The following is a 16,495-nucleotide window of genomic DNA, read 5'->3' as shown; positions in this document are numbered from 1 at the left end:
TGTGCTGGCCTCTTCGCGGGTAAACCCGCTCCTACAAGCGCGACGCGGTCCCTGTAGGAGCGGGTTTACCCGCGAAGAGGCCGGCACAGGCAATAACACTCCTTCCGCCCCTCCACAAAAAAATCTCCCCAAGGGACTAGTCATCGTACAAGTTGTACGATAACTTACCTCCAACGCAAAACATCACCCTTCACCCAAGCGCCACAGGATGCCAACAACAATGACTCCACAAGAACTCAAATCCATCCTCTCCCACGGCCTGCTGTCTTTCCCGGTCACCGACTTCAACGCCCAGGGCGACTTCAACCCGGCTGGCTACGTCAAGCGCCTGGAATGGCTGGCCCCGTACGGCGCCAGCGCCCTGTTCGCCGCCGGTGGCACCGGTGAGTTCTTCTCGCTGGCTGCCAGCGAATACAGCCAGGTGATCAAGACCGCCGTCGACACCTGCGCCAAGTCGGTCCCTATCCTCGCCGGCGTCGGTGGCTCCACCCGCCAGGCCATCGAATACGCGCAAGAAGCCGAGCGCCTGGGTGCCAAGGGCTTGCTGCTGTTGCCGCACTACCTGACCGAAGCCAGCCAGGAAGGCGTCGCCGCCCACGTCGAAGCCGTATGCAAATCGGTAAACATCGGCGTAGTCGTCTACAACCGCAACGTCTGCCGCCTGAACGCCGACCTGCTGGAAAAACTGGCCGAGCGCTGCCCGAACCTGATCGGCTACAAGGACGGCCTGGGTGACATCGAGCTGATGGTGTCGATCCGTCGCCGCCTGGGCGACCGCTTCAGCTACCTGGGTGGCCTGCCGACCGCCGAGGTGTATGCAGCCGCCTACAAGGCCCTGGGCGTGCCGGTGTACTCCTCCGCCGTGTTCAACTTCGTGCCGAAGACCGCCATGGACTTCTACAACGCCATCGCCCGTGACGACCACGCCACCGTGGCCAAGCTGATCGACGACTTCTTCCTGCCTTACCTGGACATCCGCAACCGCAAGGCCGGCTATGCCGTGAGCATCGTCAAGGCCGGCGCCAAAATCGCCGGTTACGACGCCGGCCCGGTGCGTACTCCGCTTACCGACCTCACCGCCGACGAGTACGAAAAACTCGCCGCGCTGATGGACAAGATGGGCCCGCAGTAAGCGCCGCCCGCGGCCTGCCAGATGCCGCGCCCGGAGTGGGCCAGCCCCACTCCGGTTACAATTCGTGAGCCCGCACAAAAATAACTAGTGGGAGTACTACCAGCATGCAAGCGACGAAGAAGACGCATGTGCGCTACCTGATCCTGTTCATGCTGTTCCTGGTGACCACGATCAACTACGCTGACCGCGCCACCATTGCCATCGCGGGCTCCAGCCTGCAGAAAGACCTCGGCATCGATGCCGTGACCCTCGGCTACATCTTCTCCGCCTTCGGATGGGCATACGTGGCTGGCCAGATTCCTGGTGGCTGGCTGCTCGACCGCTTCGGTTCCAAGAACGTCTACGCCTTCAGCATCTTCACCTGGTCGCTGTTCACCCTGCTGCAGGGTTTTGTCGGTGGCCTGCCGGTGGCCTGGGCGGTGGTGACGCTGTTCACCCTGCGCTTTTTGGTCGGTTTTGCCGAAGCCCCGTCGTTCCCGGGCAATGCGCGCATCGTCGCGGCCTGGTTCCCGACCCAGGAGCGCGGCACCGCCTCGGCCATCTTCAACTCGGCGCAGTACTTCGCCACCGCACTGTTCGCACCGATCATGGGCTGGATCGTGTTCAGCTTCGGCTGGGAGCACGTGTTCGTGGTCATGGGCGCACTGGGCATCGTGTTCTCCATGGTGTGGCTGAAGACCATCTACAACCCGCGCCAACACCCACGTATCAGCCCAGGTGAACTCGAACACATCGAGCAGAATGGCGGGCTGGTGGACATGGACCAGAAGCGCGGCAACGACGGCCCGAAATGGGGCTACATCAAGCAACTGCTGACCAGCCGCATGCTGCTGGGCGTGTACCTGGGCCAGTACTGCATCAACGCCATCACCTACTTCTTCCTCACCTGGTTCCCGGTGTACCTGGTGCAGGAGCGCGGCATGACCATCCTCAAGGCCGGCTTCATCGCCTCGCTGCCGGCGGTCTGCGGCTTCATCGGTGGTGTGCTGGGCGGGGTGATCTCCGACTGGCTGCTGCGCCGCGGCAACTCGCTGACCTTCTCGCGCAAGCTGCCGATCGTCTGCGGCCTGCTGCTGTCGACCACCATGGTGTTCTGCAACTACGTCGACGCCGAGTGGATGGTGGTCGGTTTCATGACCCTGGCGTTCTTCGGCAAAGGCATCGGCGCGCTGGGCTGGGCGGTGGTCGCCGACACCTCGCCGAAACAGATCGCCGGGCTGTCGGGAGGGCTGTTCAACACCTTCGGCAACATCGCCTCGATCACCACGCCAATCGTGATCGGCTACATCATCAGCGCCACGGGTTCGTTCAAGTGGGCCCTGGTGTACGTCGGCGCCAACGCCCTGGTGGCGGTGTTCAGCTACCTGGTGATCGTCGGCCCGATCAAGCGCATCGAGCTGCGTGAAAGCCCAAAGCCTGACGCCGAGCCAGTGGCCGGCAGCGAACTGGCCGGCTCGCGCCACTGAGTGAACACGCCCGCGGCGGCCACCCGCCGCGGGCGGATGTACAAAAGCCTGAGAACCTGACAAGTAGGGCCCGAACATGCAGTTGATCGAACATTCCGACTCGCCCCGCTACGTCCGCCTGCACGACGACGACAATGTCGTGGTGGTGGTCAATGATGGCGGCCTGGGCGAAGGCGCCCGCTTCGCCGACGGCCTGACCCTGGTCGAAGGCGTGCCACAGAGCCACAAGGTGGCCACCGTAGCCATCGCCAAGGGCGAGCCGGTGCGCCGCTACGGGCAGATCATCGGCTACGCGCTGGAAGACCTGCGCCAGGGCAGCTGGGTGCAGGAGAGCCAGCTGGCCATGCCGGCCGCGCCGGAGCTGGACAGCCTGCCACGCTGCGACGCCGTCCCGCAGCCGCTGCCGCCGCTCGAAGGCTTCACCTTCGAAGGCTACCGCAACGCCGACGGCACCGTCGGCACCCGCAACATCCTCGGCATCACCACCACCGTGCAGTGCGTGGCCGGCGTGCTGGAGCATGCGGTAAAGCGCGTTCGCAGCGAGTTGCTGCCCAAGTATCCCAATGTCGATGACGTGGTGGCGATCACCCACAGCTACGGCTGCGGTGTGGCGATCAACGCGCGCGATGCCTACATCCCGATCCGCACGGTGCGCAACCTGGCGCGCAACCCCAACCTGGGCGGCGAGGCCCTGGTCATCAGCCTGGGCTGCGAAAAGCTGCAGGCCGGCCAGGTGATGCACGACAACGACCCGTCGGTGGACCTCAGCGACCCGTGGCTGTACCGCCTGCAGGACGCCAGCCTGGGCTTTGTGGAAATGATCGAGCAGATCATGGAACTGGCCGAGACCCGCCTGAAGAAACTCGACCAGCGCCGCCGCGTAAGCGTGCCGGCCAGCGAACTGATCCTGGGTATGCAGTGCGGGGGCAGCGATGCCTTCTCGGGCATCACCGCCAACCCGGCGCTGGGCTACGCCGCCGACCTGCTGGTACGCGCCGGCGCCACCGTGCTGTTCTCGGAGGTGACCGAAGTGCGCGACGCCATCTATATGCTCACCTCGCGGGCGGAAAACCAGGAGGTCGCAGACGCCCTGGTGCGCGAAATGGACTGGTACGACCGCTACCTGCAGCAAGGCGCCGCCGACCGCAGCGCCAACACCACGCCGGGCAACAAGAAAGGCGGCCTGTCGAATATCGTCGAGAAGTCCCTGGGGTCGATCGTCAAGTCCGGTAGCGGCGCCATCCAGGGCGTGCTCGGCCCGGGCGAGCGGGTCAACCGCAAAGGCCTGATCTTCTGCGCCACCCCGGCCAGCGACTTTGTGTGCGGCACCCTGCAACTGGCTGCCGGTATGAACCTGCATGTGTTCACCACCGGCCGCGGCACGCCATACGGTCTGGCCATGGCGCCAGTGGTCAAGGTATGCACCCGCAGCGAGCTGGCCCAGCGCTGGCCCGACCTGATCGACATCGACGCCGGGCGCATCGCCAGCGGCCGCTCGACCATCGAGGAGCTGGGCTGGGAGCTGTTCCACTACTACCTGGACGTGGCCAGCGGCCGCAAGCAGACCTGGGCCGAACAGCATCGCCTGCACAACGACATCACCCTGTTCAACCCGGCACCGATTACCTGATGACCCGGCTTCTCGACAGTGTCGCGATCCCTGTGGGAGCGGGGGGGGGGGGGGGGGGGGGGAAAAAAGGGGGGGGGAAGGAGGGGGAGGGGGGGGGGGGGAGGGAGAGCCCGCGAAGCAGGCAACCCGGTGTATGGCACCGGCTGCGCCGGTGTTCGCGGGCTCGCCCGCTCCCACAGGTCATGCGACAACCTGCCAGATTTTCTCTCAACCTACAGGAGCACCCCATGCCTGAAATCCTCGGCCACAACTTCATCGCCGGCCAGCGCAGCGCCGCTGGCCCGCAGCGCCTGCAGAGCCTGGACGCCAGCACCGGCGAGGCCCTGCCCTACAGCTTCGCCCAGGCCACCGAAAGCGAAGTGGACCAGGCCGCCAAGGCCGCGGCCGCCGCTTTCGCCGAATTCCGCCAGCTGGCCCCGGCGCGGCGCGCCGAATTCCTTGACGCCATCGCCGCCGAGCTGGACGAACTGGACGACACCTTCGTCGCCATCGTCTGCCGTGAAACCGCCCTGCCCCCCGCCCGTATCCAGGGCGAGCGCGGCCGCACCAGCGGCCAGATGCGCCTGTTCGCCCAAGTGCTGCGCCGTGGTGACTTCCTCGGTGCACGCATCGACCTGGCCCTGCCCGAGCGTCAGCCCCTGCCACGCGTGGACCTGCGCCAGATGCGCATCGGCGTCGGCCCGGTCGCCGTGTTCGGCGCCAGCAACTTCCCGTTGGCCTTCTCCACCGCCGGTGGCGATACCGCTGCGGCCCTGGCCGCCGGTTGCCCGGTGGTGTTCAAGGCCCACAGCGGCCACATGGCCACCGCCGACCTGGTTGGCAGTGCCATCCAGCGCGCCGCCGAGCGCACCGGCATGCCCAAGGGCGTGTTCAACATGGTGTTCGGTGGCGGCGTCGGCGAGTGGCTGGTCAAGCACCCGGCCATCCAGGCGGTCGGCTTCACCGGCTCGCTGAAAGGCGGTGACGCCCTGTGCCGCATAGCCGCCGAGCGCCCGCAGCCGATCCCGGTGTTCGCCGAGATGTCCAGCATCAACCCGGTCATCATCCTGCCGGGCGCCCTGGCCAAGCGTGGCGAAGCCATCGCCCGAGAACTGGCCGGTTCGGTGTGCCTGGGCGCAGGCCAGTTCTGCACCAACCCGGGCCTGGTGATCGGCCTGCAGTCGCCGCAGTACAGCCAACTGCTGGCCGAGCTTGGCCAGCACCTGAGCCAGCAGGCCGGCCAGACCATGCTCAACGCAGGTGGCCTGCGCAGCTACGTCGGTGGCCTGGAGCACCTGCACGCCCATGCCGGTATCGAGCACCTGGCCGGCCAGGCGCAGGCAGGCAGCCAGGCGCGCGCCCAGCTGTTCAAGGCCGATGCCCGCCTGTTGGTGGAGTCTGACCCGCTGCTGCAGGAAGAAGTGTTCGGCCCGACCACTGTTGCCGTGGAAGTGCAGGACAACGATCAGTTGCGCGCCGCCCTGCTCGGCCTGCGCGGCCAGCTGACCGCGACCCTGATTGGCGAGCCGGAAGACCTGCAGGCCTTCGCCTGGCTGGTACCGCTGCTGGAAGAGAAGGTCGGGCGGATCCTGGTCAACGGCTACCCGACCGGTGTCGAGGTGTGTGATGCGATGGTGCACGGCGGGCCTTACCCGGCCACATCGGATGCGCGCGGCACGTCGGTCGGCACCCTGGCCATCGACCGCTTCCTGCGCCCGGTGTGCTACCAGAACTACCCGCAGGCACTGTTGCCTGAGGCACTGCGCGACGGCAACCCGCTTGGGCTGCGCCGGCTGGTGAATGGCCAGTGGAGTGAGGGCGCGATCTGATCGCCCCTTGAAACCAGAAAGCCCCGCGCATGGCGGGGCTTTTCTTTTGGCTGTCCCGACCTCGTCGGGGACACGCCCACTCACAAAGGTGTCGCTGCACCCTCAAGATAAGGTGATCCCTGTGGGAGCGGGCGCGCCCGCGAAGAGGCCGGCACAAGCGACGAAGGCCTCAGGCCCCCTGCGCCTCGGCCTCTTCATGCGCCTGACGCAAGCGCTCGCGGCTGTTGCTCAGGTGCATGCGCATGGCCATCTTCGCCCCTTCGCTATCACGCCGGGCGATGGCTTCGTAGATCGCCTCGTGCTCATGCATCAGCCGGCTCATGTAGTGCGCCTGGTCATCATGGGCCAACCGCGCCGAATTCAACCGGGTACGCGGGATGATGCTGGTGCCCAGGTGGTTGATGATGTCGGCGAAGTAGTGGTTGCCGCTGGCCTGGGCAATGCGCAGGTGGAACTGGAAATCCGCCGACACCGCATCCGTGGCGTGAGCAGCCCCTTCGTTGAGTTCGTCCAGCGCCGCACGCATGCCGGTCAGCTCTTCATCGCTGCGCCGCTGCGCCGCCAGGCCCGCCGATTCGATCTCCAGGGCAATGCGCAACTCCAGCACCGCCAACACTTCGCGCAGGGTGACCACGGTCGCCGGGTCGATACGGAAACCACCCGTGGCTGGCGCGTCCAGCACGAAGGTACCGATGCCGTGGCGGGTCTCGACCTGCCCGGCAGCCTGCAGCCGCGAGATCGCTTCACGCACAACCGTGCGGCTGACACCCTCTTCGGCCATGATCTGCGATTCGGTCGGCAGCTTGTCGCCGCGCTTGAGCTGGCCGCTGCGAATGCGCTCGGTCAGCACCGTGACCAGTTCCTGGGCCAGACTGCGCGGCTTGCGCCGGGTCTTTGCCTGTACCTGCTGCTCTGTCATTGCCCTGTATTTCACCTTGAAAGACAGCGCTCATCATAGCGCAAGCAGTTGTACGATCACATACACGCAGTGCGGTATTTCTCGGCGTCCGCAGGCGACACGCAGCCCTGGACGAAACACTGGAATGCTGGCGCCTCGCAGTTGCAACGCTGTACTGTGCGGTTTCACGCTCATCCATGGAAGGAAGACACCGCATGAAACCCCTCGACCGCTTGTTGCTAGCCAGTGGCCTGTTGATCCCCTTCTGGCTGCTGGCAGGCGTATGGTTCACCGCCCTGGCCTACCCCGGCTACGACCACCTGCAACAGGCCATGAGCCAGCTCGGCGCCGTCGGTTCGCCGACCCAGAACTGGTCGCCGTTGGTCAACAACTTCCCCCTTGCCATGCTGTTCACCCTGTTTGCCTGGGGCCTGGCGCGGCGCTGGCGTGGTTCGAAGCTGGCATTGCTGAGTGCGGCGCTGGTGCTGTTGCATGGTCTGGGCAGCCTGGGTACCGGCTGGTTTCCCTGCGACCAAGGTTGCGCTCCGGCGCAGCCTTCCCCTTCACAGCAGCTACACAACCTGTCCGGCTTGCTGATGTTCCTTTCCCTGACCCTTGCAAGCGCACTGTGGGCCTGGTTGGGCAATCGCATTGCCGGCTCCAGGGCACTGGGGCTGTTTTCCCTGGCCTGCGTGGTGCTGGCGATCGTGACCGTCGTACTCATGGGCAAGGCAGCGCAAAGCGGCCAATGGTTCGGCCTGTACCAGCGCCTGAACTACGGCGTATCGGTGATCTGGGTCGCCAGCCTGGCCTGGACCAGCCTGCGCACACACCGCGCCAGCCCGTTGCGGATGACAACAACCTGACGGCAATTTGCTGGCCCCCGGTAGCTGCTTATGAAGGCAAACTTCGTTTTCCTTCAGATGCTTAGGACAGCAACATGCGAGTACTTCTAGCAACGATGGCCGGCTGCCTGCTAGCCACGCTCGCTTTCGGCGCCCAGGCACGGGCGCTGAGCCAGAACGATCGCCACACTTGCGGCTGGGGCGCGCAGATAGCCGCCGAGGCGCAGCAGGCCAAGCTTTCCGGGGTAACCCTGTATGCCACGCGCAAGAAGCTGCAGGCGCGCAAATTCCCCAAACCGTGGATGCGCATGACCGCCTTCGGCATTACCGAACAGACCTACAACAGCCGCTCGCGGCTAAAGCCTGCAGCGATCAAGCAGACCTATTACGAGCAGTGCGTGCAACATGCGGTAGCAAGGCGATAAAGCTCTGGCTCTTTGGGCTGCGCTGTCGCGCAGAAAACAAATATCGCTCGTTTGAAGCGTCCTCTGCAGGAGCAGCCTTGGGCATTTGTTAAACTGATGAAAACTGTCGGACGCAACCAAGACCATTCGCAACATGGATGAACTACGCAAGATCGACCTCAACCTGCTGCTCGCCCTGCACGCCCTGCTGAGCGAAAAGCACGTCACCCGCGCCGCCTTGCGCCTGCACCGCAGCCAACCGGCGGTAAGCCACGCCCTGGCGCAGTTGCGCAAGCACTTCGACGATCCCTTGCTGGTGCGCCAGAACGGCCGCATGACCTTGACCCCCCGCGCCCAATCGCTGGCCAAACCGCTGCACGACGCCCTGGGCAACCTCAACGGCCTGCTGGCCGCCCCACAGTTCGAACCGGCCAAGGCCCAGCGTCGCTTCAGGCTCTCGCTGTCCGACTATTCCTCGCGGATCATCCTGCCACCCCTGCTGCGCCACCTGCGCCAGGTCGCGCCCGGGGTAGACCTGGCCATCAGCCAGGCCAGCCGCGAAACCATGCTGGCCCAGTTGCTCGATGGTGAACTGGACCTGGCCTTGGGCATCTTCCCGGACCTGCCCCAGGCCATCACGGCGCAGCCGCTGTTCACCGACAGCTTCATCAGCGTTGCCGACCGCCAGGTGCTACCGGCCAGCGGCGGCCTGGCCCTGGACGACTGGCTGGCCCGTCCGCATGTGCTGATGGCCATGCACCCGGATGCCTTCGATGAAATCGAACGCGCCCTGGCCGCGCAAGGCCTGCGTCGGCGGATTGCCCTGGCCTTGCCGCATTGGAGTGCGGCGGTCGAGGTGCTGGCCGGCACCGACCTGATCCTCACCGTGGCCGGCCGCGCGGTGGGCTCGCTGCACCAGCACAAGACATTGCGCCAGTTCGAGCCGCCACTGGCGATTCCTTCGTTCGATTACCAGCAAGCCTGGCATAGCCGCAAGGACGACGACCCCGGGCATCGCTGGCTGCGGGAAACCGTGTGGGCGTGCAGCCAGCCGGGGCGCTGATCAGCCTTCCGACTGTTTCTCCACGGCAGGGGCATTGGCCGACGAGCCTGCTGCCCAGGTGCCCTGCACCAGCAGAACGCCGCAGAGGATCAGCACCACACCCGCCAACCTGGCCAGACTGAGCGGCTTGCCTCCCAACCCCATCACCCCAAAGTGGTCTGCGACCACCGCCGTGATGATCTGCCCCGCCACCACCAGCACCAGGAACCCCGCTGCCCCAAGCCGGGGGGTGAGCGCAGCAGCACCGGCCACGTACAGCGCCCCCAGCACACCACCAACCCACAGCCACCAGGGCCCCTGCAAGGCCTTGCTCATGTGCGGCGCCGGTACCCTGAGGATCAGCAGCGCGAAAATCACTACCAGCGAACTTACCGTCAATGACGTGAACGCGCCCCATAACCAATGCCCCAGAGCCCGGCCGACGGCGGCATTACCCGCAGCCTGGAACGGCAGCACGGCACCGGCAAGCAACGCCAGGGCAAAGGGAAGTACCAGAAGGCACAAGGTCTTGCTGAACATGGCAGTCCTCATTCGTGACAGATGTTCAGGCGATGATCGGGAAATTCCCTTCATCCATGGAAATCGAAAGTGTGCACTCATGCTATTCGTTGCATGGATACCAGCCGATTGGGCTAGGATGCTGCCCAGCCTCGGCGCCCAAGGCTCGAACCGGCGGACTCACGGCTGAGGCCAGACCAAACCGTATGTGATGGAGCACATTCGATGACAGATGAACGTACAACCCTGATCGACCATGGGCAGTTGCCCACCCGCAACCTGGCCGAATGCCTGGCAGTGGATCAAAGGACCTTGGTCAGTGCACTGGCAGGCCAGTTGCCCGACACGCTGATCGAACAGCTGGCTACCTGCGCCGAAGAAACCTGCTCGCAGGGCCTGTCAAAAAAAATTACGGGGATCGGCCTTGCCCTTGGGCAGTGGCTGGAACCCGCACCTGCGCACCAGCGCCAGCAGGTGTTGGAGCAGTGCAGCGCGCACAGCTCCGATACGGTGCGCAGCTGGGCGGCCTTCGCCCAGGCGCACCTGTCGCGCACGGTCGATCTCGAAGCCGCATTGCTGGCCCAGCTGCGTTTTGCTCGCGATGAACATTTTGGTGTGCGCGAATGGGCCTGGATGGCCCTGCGCCCGCGCCTGGCTCAAGCGCTGGATGATGCCCTGGCCCTGCTTGCCCGGCATGCCGGCGACAGCAACCCACTGGTACGACGCTTCTGTATCGAGGTGCTGCGCCCACGTGGCGTGTGGTGCGAGCACATCGCCGCACTCAAGCAAGCGCCCGAAGTGGCCGAGCCACTGTTGGTGCCGCGCCTGGCTGAAGCAGACAAGTATGCCCAGGACTCGGTTGCCAATTGGCTCAACGATGCCAGCAAGACTCGGCCCGATTGGGTGATGCAGCTGTTCGAACGACATCCGCCGTCATGCAAGGCATCACGGCGGATCCATACGCGGGCAACCCGTAGCCTGCCCCAATGAATGGTCAGCGCGAGGTTTCGACGCGCAGCACTTCGGTGTAGATCGCGTCGACCGTCTGGCCGACCTTGAGGTTCTTCATGCGTGCCTGCAGGTCAGGGTTCTCGACCTTGACCACCTGCAGCTTGCCCTCCGGCGGCAACAGGCTCACTTCATGCGTCTTGAGGTCGATCTTCTTGATCTGCGAGGTCACCCTGACCTGGCGGAACGCCTCGCCGCCCGGGTTGGGGTTGTCTGCCGTGGCGCGAATGGTACCGGACTCTTCAGTCGCCTTCGGTGCACCGCCCACCTCCGGGTTGAGCACATAGGCCACCGCACGGGTCACGTAGATGTCGACTTGGTCACCCACCTTGAGGTTGGGCAGCGCCTTGGCCTTTTCAGTGAGCTGGAAGGTCACATCCTTCTTGGCGTCAGGGCCTTTCACCGTGACCTGTCGGTTAGCCAGGTCGATGGCCGTGACCTGCGTGGTGACGTGGCTTTCCAGCGCCTCGCTACCAATGGGAATACCGGCAGCCTGCACCGTGAAGCTGAAGGCAGACGCCAGGGTGGCAACGGCAATGGCACGAGCGAGAGAGCGAATTGGATTCATAGGCCTGCTTCCATGTAATCGAGACCGGGTAGGGACGTGAAATCATCACGCGCCAACAAGCATAGCCCTTGCCTGACACATTGCCGGCCCTTCCCCCTCACGACGCGTTTTGTCGCTTTTTCTGCCAGCTGCATTCTTGCAATAGCAAATACGAACTCTTTACACTTGCTTTACATTTGCAAATCATTACTATTCGTGACCTTCAAATACAACAAAGAGTCACCTGTAATGGCAAAAAAGTCTGTTGTCCCAGCATCCATTTCCGTGCTGGGTATTCTGGTTGTACCTGCTGTTCACGCGGTCCAATCTGAATCGCAGGGTTCCCTCGCCTTGCCCGCCACTGCGGTCACCAGCGCCTACGAGCAGCAAAGCTACAAGGCCAGCGAAAGCCGCAGCGCCATGAAGATCGACGCCCCGCTGCGCGACATCCCGCAAACCGTCAACGTCGTGCCCGAAAGCGTGATCAAGGACCAGGGTGCGCAGTCTATGGAAGACGTGCTGAAGAACGTGCCCGGCGTCGGCCTGTCCAACGGCGACGGCCAGCGTGACCAGGTGACCATTCGCGGCTTCAGCGCCATTGGCGACATGTACATCGACGGCGTGCGCGACGACGCGCTGTACTTCCGCGACCTGTCCAACATCGAGCGGGTCGAGGTGATCAAGGGCCCTGCGGCCGTGCTGTATGGCCGCGGCTCTTCGGGCGGCCTGATCAACAGCATCAGCAAGAAGCCGAGCTTCACGCCCAAGCGCGAAGTCGGCATGAGCTTCGACAGCGAAGGCAAGCGCCGCACCCAGTTCGACACCGGCTGGGCCGACCCGCAAAGCAACCAGGCCTACCGCGTGACCGGCGCCTTCGAAGACAGCGACACCTTCCGCGACGATGGCTATATCGACCGCAAGGCCATCGCGCCATCGGCCTACTTCCGCCTCTCCGACGACCTGGAACTGAACCTGGGCGCCACCTACCTGTACGACAAGCGCCTGATCGACTTCGGCATCCCGGCGCTGGGCAACCGCCCGGTAGATGTGGACCGCGACAAGCGCTTCGGCTCCGGCGATGCCGACCAGGACTACGCCCGCAGCGAAGTGTTCTCGCTGACTGCCAGCCTGGACTACCGCATCAACGACGACTTCACCCTGACCAACACCAGCCGGTACTACCGCTACGACCTGGACCGCAACAACACCTTGGCCGACAGCAGCCCGACGCGCTTCGTCACCGCGCCTGACGGCGAACTGCTGGTCAAGCTCAACCGTGGCAACGTCGCCCGCGACGAGTACGGCATGTTCAACCAGACCGAACTCAAGCAACAGGCGCAGCTTGCCGGCATGCAGCACAACCTGCTGTATGGCGTTGAAGTGGGCTTCCAGGACAAGCACCAGCGGGTGCTGAGCCAGAACAACGTGGCCCAGGTGCCGGTGTACCGCGACGCCCTGGTGCCGGTGCCGGAGCACGCCGCCAACCTGTCGTCCAAGGGCACCAACTTCCAGCAGACCGCCGGCCTGTATGTGCAGGACATGATCGAGCTGAACGAGCACTGGAAGGCCCTGGTCGGTGTGCGTTATGACATCTTCGGCCAGGAGTACGACGACGACCGCGCGCAGAACGTCGACCTCGACCGTACCGACAAGACCTGGAGCCCACGTGCCGGCCTGGTGTACCAGCCGGATAACATCCAGTCCTACTATGTGTCGGTCAGCCGCAGTTACCAGCCTTCGGGCGAAGTGTTCGCGGTCAGCCCGACCAACCAGCATCTGGAGCCGGAAGAAACCACCAACTACGAAATCGGCGCCAAGTGGGACCTGCTCGACAGCCGCCTGTCGGTGACCGCAGCGGTATTCCGCCTCGAGCGCACCAACATGAAGACCGCCGACCCTGCCAACCCCAACCTGACTGTGCTGGCCGGGGAACAGCGCACTGACGGTTTCGAAGCCACCGTCAGCGGGCAGCTCACGGACAAGTGGCAGATCTACGCCGGCTACGCCTACCTGGATGCCGAGATCACCAAGTCCAACAACAAGACCAATGGCGTGGCCAACGAAGGCCAGACTCCTACCCTGACGCCGCGTAACAGCGCCAACGTCTGGCTGGTGCGCACGCTGACCCCGGAATGGCGCGTGGCCGCCGGCGCCAACTACGTCGACGAGCGCTACACCGCACTCGACAACGTGGTGGTGATGCCGGGCTACACCACCTTCGACGCCGCGCTGCTGTACAGCGTGCCGCAGTGGGATGCCGCGCTGCGCCTCAAGAACGTGTTCGACCGCGACTACTATGCCTCCGCGCACGGTTCGGTTGACCTGATTACCCCAGGTGCACCGCGCACGCTGGAAGCCAGCTTCAACTACCGGTTCTGATCGCTGCCCCAGGCGCAAGGCCTTGCCATGGTGCAAGGCCTTGCGCTGCATCTGATGCAACGCAAGCGTTCACCGCTTCGCTTGAATGCAATATCCTGTGCAGAGGATGGCACCGGCCTTGCCAGTGTTCGCGGCGGTTCGACGCCTCGGTAAACCCACTCCCACAGGGGCAGCACCTTGCTTGCGATCGCAGAGTCCTGCGCCTCGGTAAGGAGAGCATATGAGCAGTAAACCGATTCGCCCCTCCACGTCCTGGGCGCTGACCACCCTGCTCGCCTTCAGCCTGGCACTCACCGCCGGCTGCTCCAGCAAAGCCAGCAAGGCCAGGTACGCAACGCCGGCAACGGGCTCCAACTGCTTCGCCAAGGCCGTGCCCACCACCGGCGAAGGCGGCCTCGCGTGGGGCAATACGCTGAGCATTGCCCGGCAGAAATCGCTGAACAACTGCGTGCGTTATGCAAGCCGGTCAGGAGGCACACCGAAGACTTGCCAGGTGGTGATGGCCAAGTGCAAGAACTGAGCGCTTGGCCCGTGGGCTCAACCTCGAATGATCACCACTTCAAGGTACTCACTCGGCACCACCAACGACGACGACCCGCCCACATTGCTTTCGTTCAGCAACTGGGTCAGATCCCGCTCCAGCGCCCCGGCCGCTTCCGGCTCCAGCGAGGCAAACGCTTTGTGCACCGGCCCGTACCAGGTGCGGAACACCTCGATGAAATGCGCCGCCGAGCGATAGCGGAAGTTGAAGTGCTGGCGGCTGACCTTCAATTCGCCCAGCGCCTCCTCGAACATCACGCGCAACTGTTCTTCATCACCCCAGCGTGAAGGCGGCAGAGCCCCGGTCGGTGGCGGTACATGCCGCCCGAGGGTCTTGAACATCTGCCCGACGAACCCTTGCGGGGTCCAGTTGGCCAGACCGATCCGGCCACCGGGCCGGCACACCCGGCTCAGTTCGCGTGCGGCCTGGGCCTGGTCGGGCGCGAACATCACGCCGAAGGTGGACAGCACCGCATCGTAGGCGCCATCGGCAAACGGCAGCGCTTCGGCATCGGCGACCTGGAACACCACATTGAGGTGCTCGGCCCGCGCGCGTTCTTCACCGCGCTTGAGCAGCTCGGGCACATAGTCGGTGGAGGTGACACAGCAGCCGCGCCGGGCAGCAGCCAGGGTGGCATTGCCGTTGCCGGCGGCGACATCCAGCACCTGCTCGTCCCAGCGCAGGTCACAGGCTTCGGCCAGGCGTTCGCCAACCAGTTGCAGGGTGGTGCCGATTACCGCGTAGTCGCCACTTGCCCACGCGGCTTGCTGGCGGGCTTTGAGGGCATTGGTATCCAAAGGGGTGCTCATGGTCTGCGCCTTCTTGTTGTGCGCGGCCGAGGTCCTTCTGGCGGTCAACGCGCCATGGATCGAGGGGATGGGAGCAAAACGCTACGCGCCTGGCAGGCGAAGCGGCAAGACAGATTGGGGATAGCGGCAAGAACAAAGCGCTATATGAAGGCTACCGGCCCAATCGCCGGCAAGCCAGCTTGTGTCTTCAAGGTCTCTTAAACTCGAAAGGGTGAGAGCAGTGGATGGCAGACTGAAAGCCAGATGTGCTCTAAAGCACGAGTGGGAGCCTAGTCGCCATCCACCTCTCACTCTGACCTAAGCCCGAACAGTTGAATGAGTGGCGAACTCGTAGTCACAAGCTAGGGCTAAGTCAGAGTGCTCTCACTTCTTGAGTGTAAGAGGGCTTGGCGATGATTTCCTACTTCGTTGGTCTCGACGTTTCGAAAGCGACTCTGGATGTGGGCTTTCTTCCTGAAAGTATTCCCCAGTTCCAGGTCAGGAATGACCCAGAGGGCTTTGCGCAACTGATCGCATGCCTGAACGAGCTTGAGGTCGAACGGGTCTTGCTGGAAGCCACTGGTGGCTATGAACGAGCCGTATTCAAAGCCTTGCGACTGGAGGGTTTGAACGTCATCAGGGTCAACCCCAAGCGCTGTCGGGACTATGCGAGTGCCATGGGCAAAATTGCCAAGACTGACAAGATCGACGCCCAGATGCTGGCGCGGTTTGCCAGGGATTTCGAGGACTTGCCGCAGATAGAGCCTAATCAAGATCGGGATGAACTGGGAGAGCTCATCAAACTCCGTGGCAATCTTGTCCAGCATCGGGATGATGACAAGCGTCGGATGAAACAAACCACTTCAGTTACGGCCATTACCGTTTATACCGAGCATGTCGCTTACCTGAATGATCAGATTAAGGCTTTGGACAAGGCGATTGAGCGCGCCTCGAACGTGCTGGATCGCACGACAGCCATGCGGCTAAGGTCTGTGAAAGGGATTGGCGTCATCAGTTGTGGCACCTTCATGGCCTACCTACCTGAGCTGGGACGCGTGACGGGGCGCGAAATTGCAGCCTTGGCTGGGTTAGCGCCGTACAACAAAGACAGCGGCAAGAAGAGTGGCCCGAGGAAGATCGAAGGCGGGCGTTACAGAGTCCGCAAGGCGGCCTACATGTCGATCTGGTCAATGATCCAGCATGTCCCAGAAGTTAGAACCCGCTATGAAGACCTGATAGCCCGAGGCAAGTGCGCAAAAGTTGCCGCAGTGGCGTGCATGCGCGTGTTGCTGGTGCGCCTGAACGCAATGCTGCGTGACGGAACGGAGTGGAAAGAGCTCAAGCCTCAGGTACCCGCAACCTGATCACGAACGAGGATCGATTTTCTACAAATGCGGGCTTCGCCAACGACACCGCTACGCGGTATCGAGCGAAGCCCTGCCCGAATGGCACGCTTGAAAATAAATTTCTAAAGACAGTTGCTCCCAC

The 16,495-nt window shown here is 63.7% G+C and carries 15 protein-coding genes; 11 read left to right on the top strand and 4 right to left on the bottom strand.

The window, feature by feature from the left end; all coding sequences use genetic code 11:
• The first annotated feature begins 220 nt into the window (after positions 1 to 220).
• The 4 genes from kdgD (at position 221) to ACLCGK_RS30390 (ending at position 6,036) form a co-directional block, all read left to right on the top strand.
• Complete coding sequence (kdgD, locus tag ACLCGK_RS30405; RefSeq protein WP_039615340.1) at positions 221 to 1,132, top strand: 5-dehydro-4-deoxyglucarate dehydratase; 912 nt, start codon at positions 221 to 223, stop codon at positions 1,130 to 1,132.
• 104 nt (positions 1,133 to 1,236) lie between these two features.
• Positions 1,237 to 2,598: an MFS transporter gene (locus ACLCGK_RS30400; protein WP_023660766.1), complete on the top strand. Its 1,362-nt coding sequence runs from the start codon at positions 1,237 to 1,239 to the stop codon at positions 2,596 to 2,598.
• Positions 2,599 to 2,674: 76 nt separating this feature from the next.
• On the top strand, positions 2,675 to 4,228 hold the full coding sequence (gene garD, locus ACLCGK_RS30395) for a galactarate dehydratase (protein ID WP_410953519.1): 1,554 nt from the start codon (positions 2,675 to 2,677) through the stop codon (positions 4,226 to 4,228).
• A 227-nt stretch (positions 4,229 to 4,455) separates the two neighbouring features.
• On the top strand, positions 4,456 to 6,036 hold the full coding sequence (locus tag ACLCGK_RS30390; RefSeq protein WP_410953518.1) for an aldehyde dehydrogenase (NADP(+)): 1,581 nt from the start codon (positions 4,456 to 4,458) through the stop codon (positions 6,034 to 6,036).
• Positions 6,037 to 6,205: 169 nt separating this feature from the next.
• On the opposite strand, the gene ACLCGK_RS30385 is transcribed toward ACLCGK_RS30390, so the two are convergent.
• Positions 6,206 to 6,955 carry a FadR/GntR family transcriptional regulator gene (locus ACLCGK_RS30385; protein WP_024087290.1) on the bottom strand — a complete coding sequence of 250 codons (750 nt, stop codon included), beginning with the start codon at positions 6,953 to 6,955 and terminating at the stop codon, positions 6,206 to 6,208.
• 194 nt (positions 6,956 to 7,149) lie between these two features.
• On the opposite strand from ACLCGK_RS30385, the gene ACLCGK_RS30380 reads away from it, so the two are divergent.
• From ACLCGK_RS30380 to ACLCGK_RS30370, 3 genes are all read left to right on the top strand, one after another.
• Positions 7,150 to 7,800: a DUF998 domain-containing protein gene (locus ACLCGK_RS30380; protein WP_410953517.1), complete on the top strand. Its 651-nt coding sequence runs from the start codon at positions 7,150 to 7,152 to the stop codon at positions 7,798 to 7,800.
• Positions 7,801 to 7,874: 74 nt separating this feature from the next.
• Positions 7,875 to 8,204, top strand: coding sequence for a hypothetical protein (locus ACLCGK_RS30375; protein ID WP_023660807.1), 330 nt, complete (start codon positions 7,875 to 7,877; stop codon positions 8,202 to 8,204).
• Positions 8,205 to 8,337: 133 nt separating this feature from the next.
• Positions 8,338 to 9,246 (top strand): LysR family transcriptional regulator, encoded by a 909-nt coding sequence (locus tag ACLCGK_RS30370; RefSeq protein ID WP_410953516.1) that lies wholly within the window; start codon positions 8,338 to 8,340, stop codon positions 9,244 to 9,246.
• On the opposite strand, the gene ACLCGK_RS30365 is transcribed toward ACLCGK_RS30370, so the two are convergent.
• Complete coding sequence (locus tag ACLCGK_RS30365) at positions 9,247 to 9,765, bottom strand: DMT family transporter (RefSeq protein ID WP_410953515.1); 519 nt, start codon at positions 9,763 to 9,765, stop codon at positions 9,247 to 9,249.
• A 204-nt stretch (positions 9,766 to 9,969) separates the two neighbouring features.
• Between ACLCGK_RS30365 and ACLCGK_RS30360 the strand changes: the two genes are divergently transcribed.
• Entirely contained in the window at positions 9,970 to 10,734 is a 765-nt protein-coding gene (locus ACLCGK_RS30360; RefSeq protein ID WP_100413469.1) for a hypothetical protein, read from the top strand.
• Between the two features lie 4 nt (positions 10,735 to 10,738).
• Here the strand turns inward: ACLCGK_RS30360 and ACLCGK_RS30355 are convergent, their stop codons facing one another.
• Complete coding sequence (locus tag ACLCGK_RS30355) at positions 10,739 to 11,320, bottom strand: hypothetical protein (RefSeq protein ID WP_013973000.1); 582 nt, start codon at positions 11,318 to 11,320, stop codon at positions 10,739 to 10,741.
• Between the two features lie 228 nt (positions 11,321 to 11,548).
• Between ACLCGK_RS30355 and ACLCGK_RS30350 the strand changes: the two genes are divergently transcribed.
• Together ACLCGK_RS30350 and ACLCGK_RS30345 are read left to right on the top strand one after the other, a co-directional pair.
• A complete protein-coding gene (locus ACLCGK_RS30350) occupies positions 11,549 to 13,678 on the top strand; it encodes a TonB-dependent receptor (protein WP_054572578.1) in 2,130 nt (709 codons plus the stop codon).
• A 220-nt stretch (positions 13,679 to 13,898) separates the two neighbouring features.
• Positions 13,899 to 14,198 (top strand): hypothetical protein, encoded by a 300-nt coding sequence (locus ACLCGK_RS30345; protein WP_003260568.1) that lies wholly within the window; start codon positions 13,899 to 13,901, stop codon positions 14,196 to 14,198.
• Positions 14,199 to 14,215: 17 nt separating this feature from the next.
• On the opposite strand, the gene ACLCGK_RS30340 is transcribed toward ACLCGK_RS30345, so the two are convergent.
• Positions 14,216 to 15,028 carry a class I SAM-dependent methyltransferase gene (locus ACLCGK_RS30340; RefSeq protein WP_410953514.1) on the bottom strand — a complete coding sequence of 271 codons (813 nt, stop codon included), beginning with the start codon at positions 15,026 to 15,028 and terminating at the stop codon, positions 14,216 to 14,218.
• 392 nt (positions 15,029 to 15,420) lie between these two features.
• On the opposite strand from ACLCGK_RS30340, the gene ACLCGK_RS30335 reads away from it, so the two are divergent.
• Positions 15,421 to 16,371 (top strand): IS110 family transposase, encoded by a 951-nt coding sequence (locus tag ACLCGK_RS30335; protein WP_410951390.1) that lies wholly within the window; start codon positions 15,421 to 15,423, stop codon positions 16,369 to 16,371.
• The last annotated feature ends 124 nt before the right edge of the window (positions 16,372 to 16,495 follow it).

This window comes from Pseudomonas sp. S1(2024), assembly GCF_046557535.1.
This window is presented reverse-complemented; position numbering and strand designations above follow the sequence as displayed.

What these genes read in the sequence shown, in the direction of transcription:
- kdgD (WP_039615340.1), top strand. Translation starts at nt 221, where the DNA reads ATGACTCCACAAGAACTCAAATCCATCCTCTCCCACGGCCTGCTGTCT.
- ACLCGK_RS30400 (WP_023660766.1), top strand. Translation starts at nt 1,237, where the DNA reads ATGCAAGCGACGAAGAAGACGCATGTGCGCTACCTGATCCTGTTCATG.
- garD (WP_410953519.1), top strand. Translation starts at nt 2,675, where the DNA reads ATGCAGTTGATCGAACATTCCGACTCGCCCCGCTACGTCCGCCTGCAC.
- ACLCGK_RS30390 (WP_410953518.1), top strand. Translation starts at nt 4,456, where the DNA reads ATGCCTGAAATCCTCGGCCACAACTTCATCGCCGGCCAGCGCAGCGCC.
- ACLCGK_RS30385 (WP_024087290.1), bottom strand. Translation starts at nt 6,955, where the DNA reads ATGACAGAGCAGCAGGTACAGGCAAAGACCCGGCGCAAGCCGCGCAGT.
- ACLCGK_RS30380 (WP_410953517.1), top strand. Translation starts at nt 7,150, where the DNA reads ATGAAACCCCTCGACCGCTTGTTGCTAGCCAGTGGCCTGTTGATCCCC.
- ACLCGK_RS30375 (WP_023660807.1), top strand. Translation starts at nt 7,875, where the DNA reads ATGCGAGTACTTCTAGCAACGATGGCCGGCTGCCTGCTAGCCACGCTC.
- ACLCGK_RS30370 (WP_410953516.1), top strand. Translation starts at nt 8,338, where the DNA reads ATGGATGAACTACGCAAGATCGACCTCAACCTGCTGCTCGCCCTGCAC.
- ACLCGK_RS30365 (WP_410953515.1), bottom strand. Translation starts at nt 9,765, where the DNA reads ATGTTCAGCAAGACCTTGTGCCTTCTGGTACTTCCCTTTGCCCTGGCG.
- ACLCGK_RS30360 (WP_100413469.1), top strand. Translation starts at nt 9,970, where the DNA reads ATGACAGATGAACGTACAACCCTGATCGACCATGGGCAGTTGCCCACC.
- ACLCGK_RS30355 (WP_013973000.1), bottom strand. Translation starts at nt 11,320, where the DNA reads ATGAATCCAATTCGCTCTCTCGCTCGTGCCATTGCCGTTGCCACCCTG.
- ACLCGK_RS30350 (WP_054572578.1), top strand. Translation starts at nt 11,549, where the DNA reads ATGGCAAAAAAGTCTGTTGTCCCAGCATCCATTTCCGTGCTGGGTATT.
- ACLCGK_RS30345 (WP_003260568.1), top strand. Translation starts at nt 13,899, where the DNA reads ATGAGCAGTAAACCGATTCGCCCCTCCACGTCCTGGGCGCTGACCACC.
- ACLCGK_RS30340 (WP_410953514.1), bottom strand. Translation starts at nt 15,028, where the DNA reads ATGAGCACCCCTTTGGATACCAATGCCCTCAAAGCCCGCCAGCAAGCC.
- ACLCGK_RS30335 (WP_410951390.1), top strand. Translation starts at nt 15,421, where the DNA reads ATGATTTCCTACTTCGTTGGTCTCGACGTTTCGAAAGCGACTCTGGAT.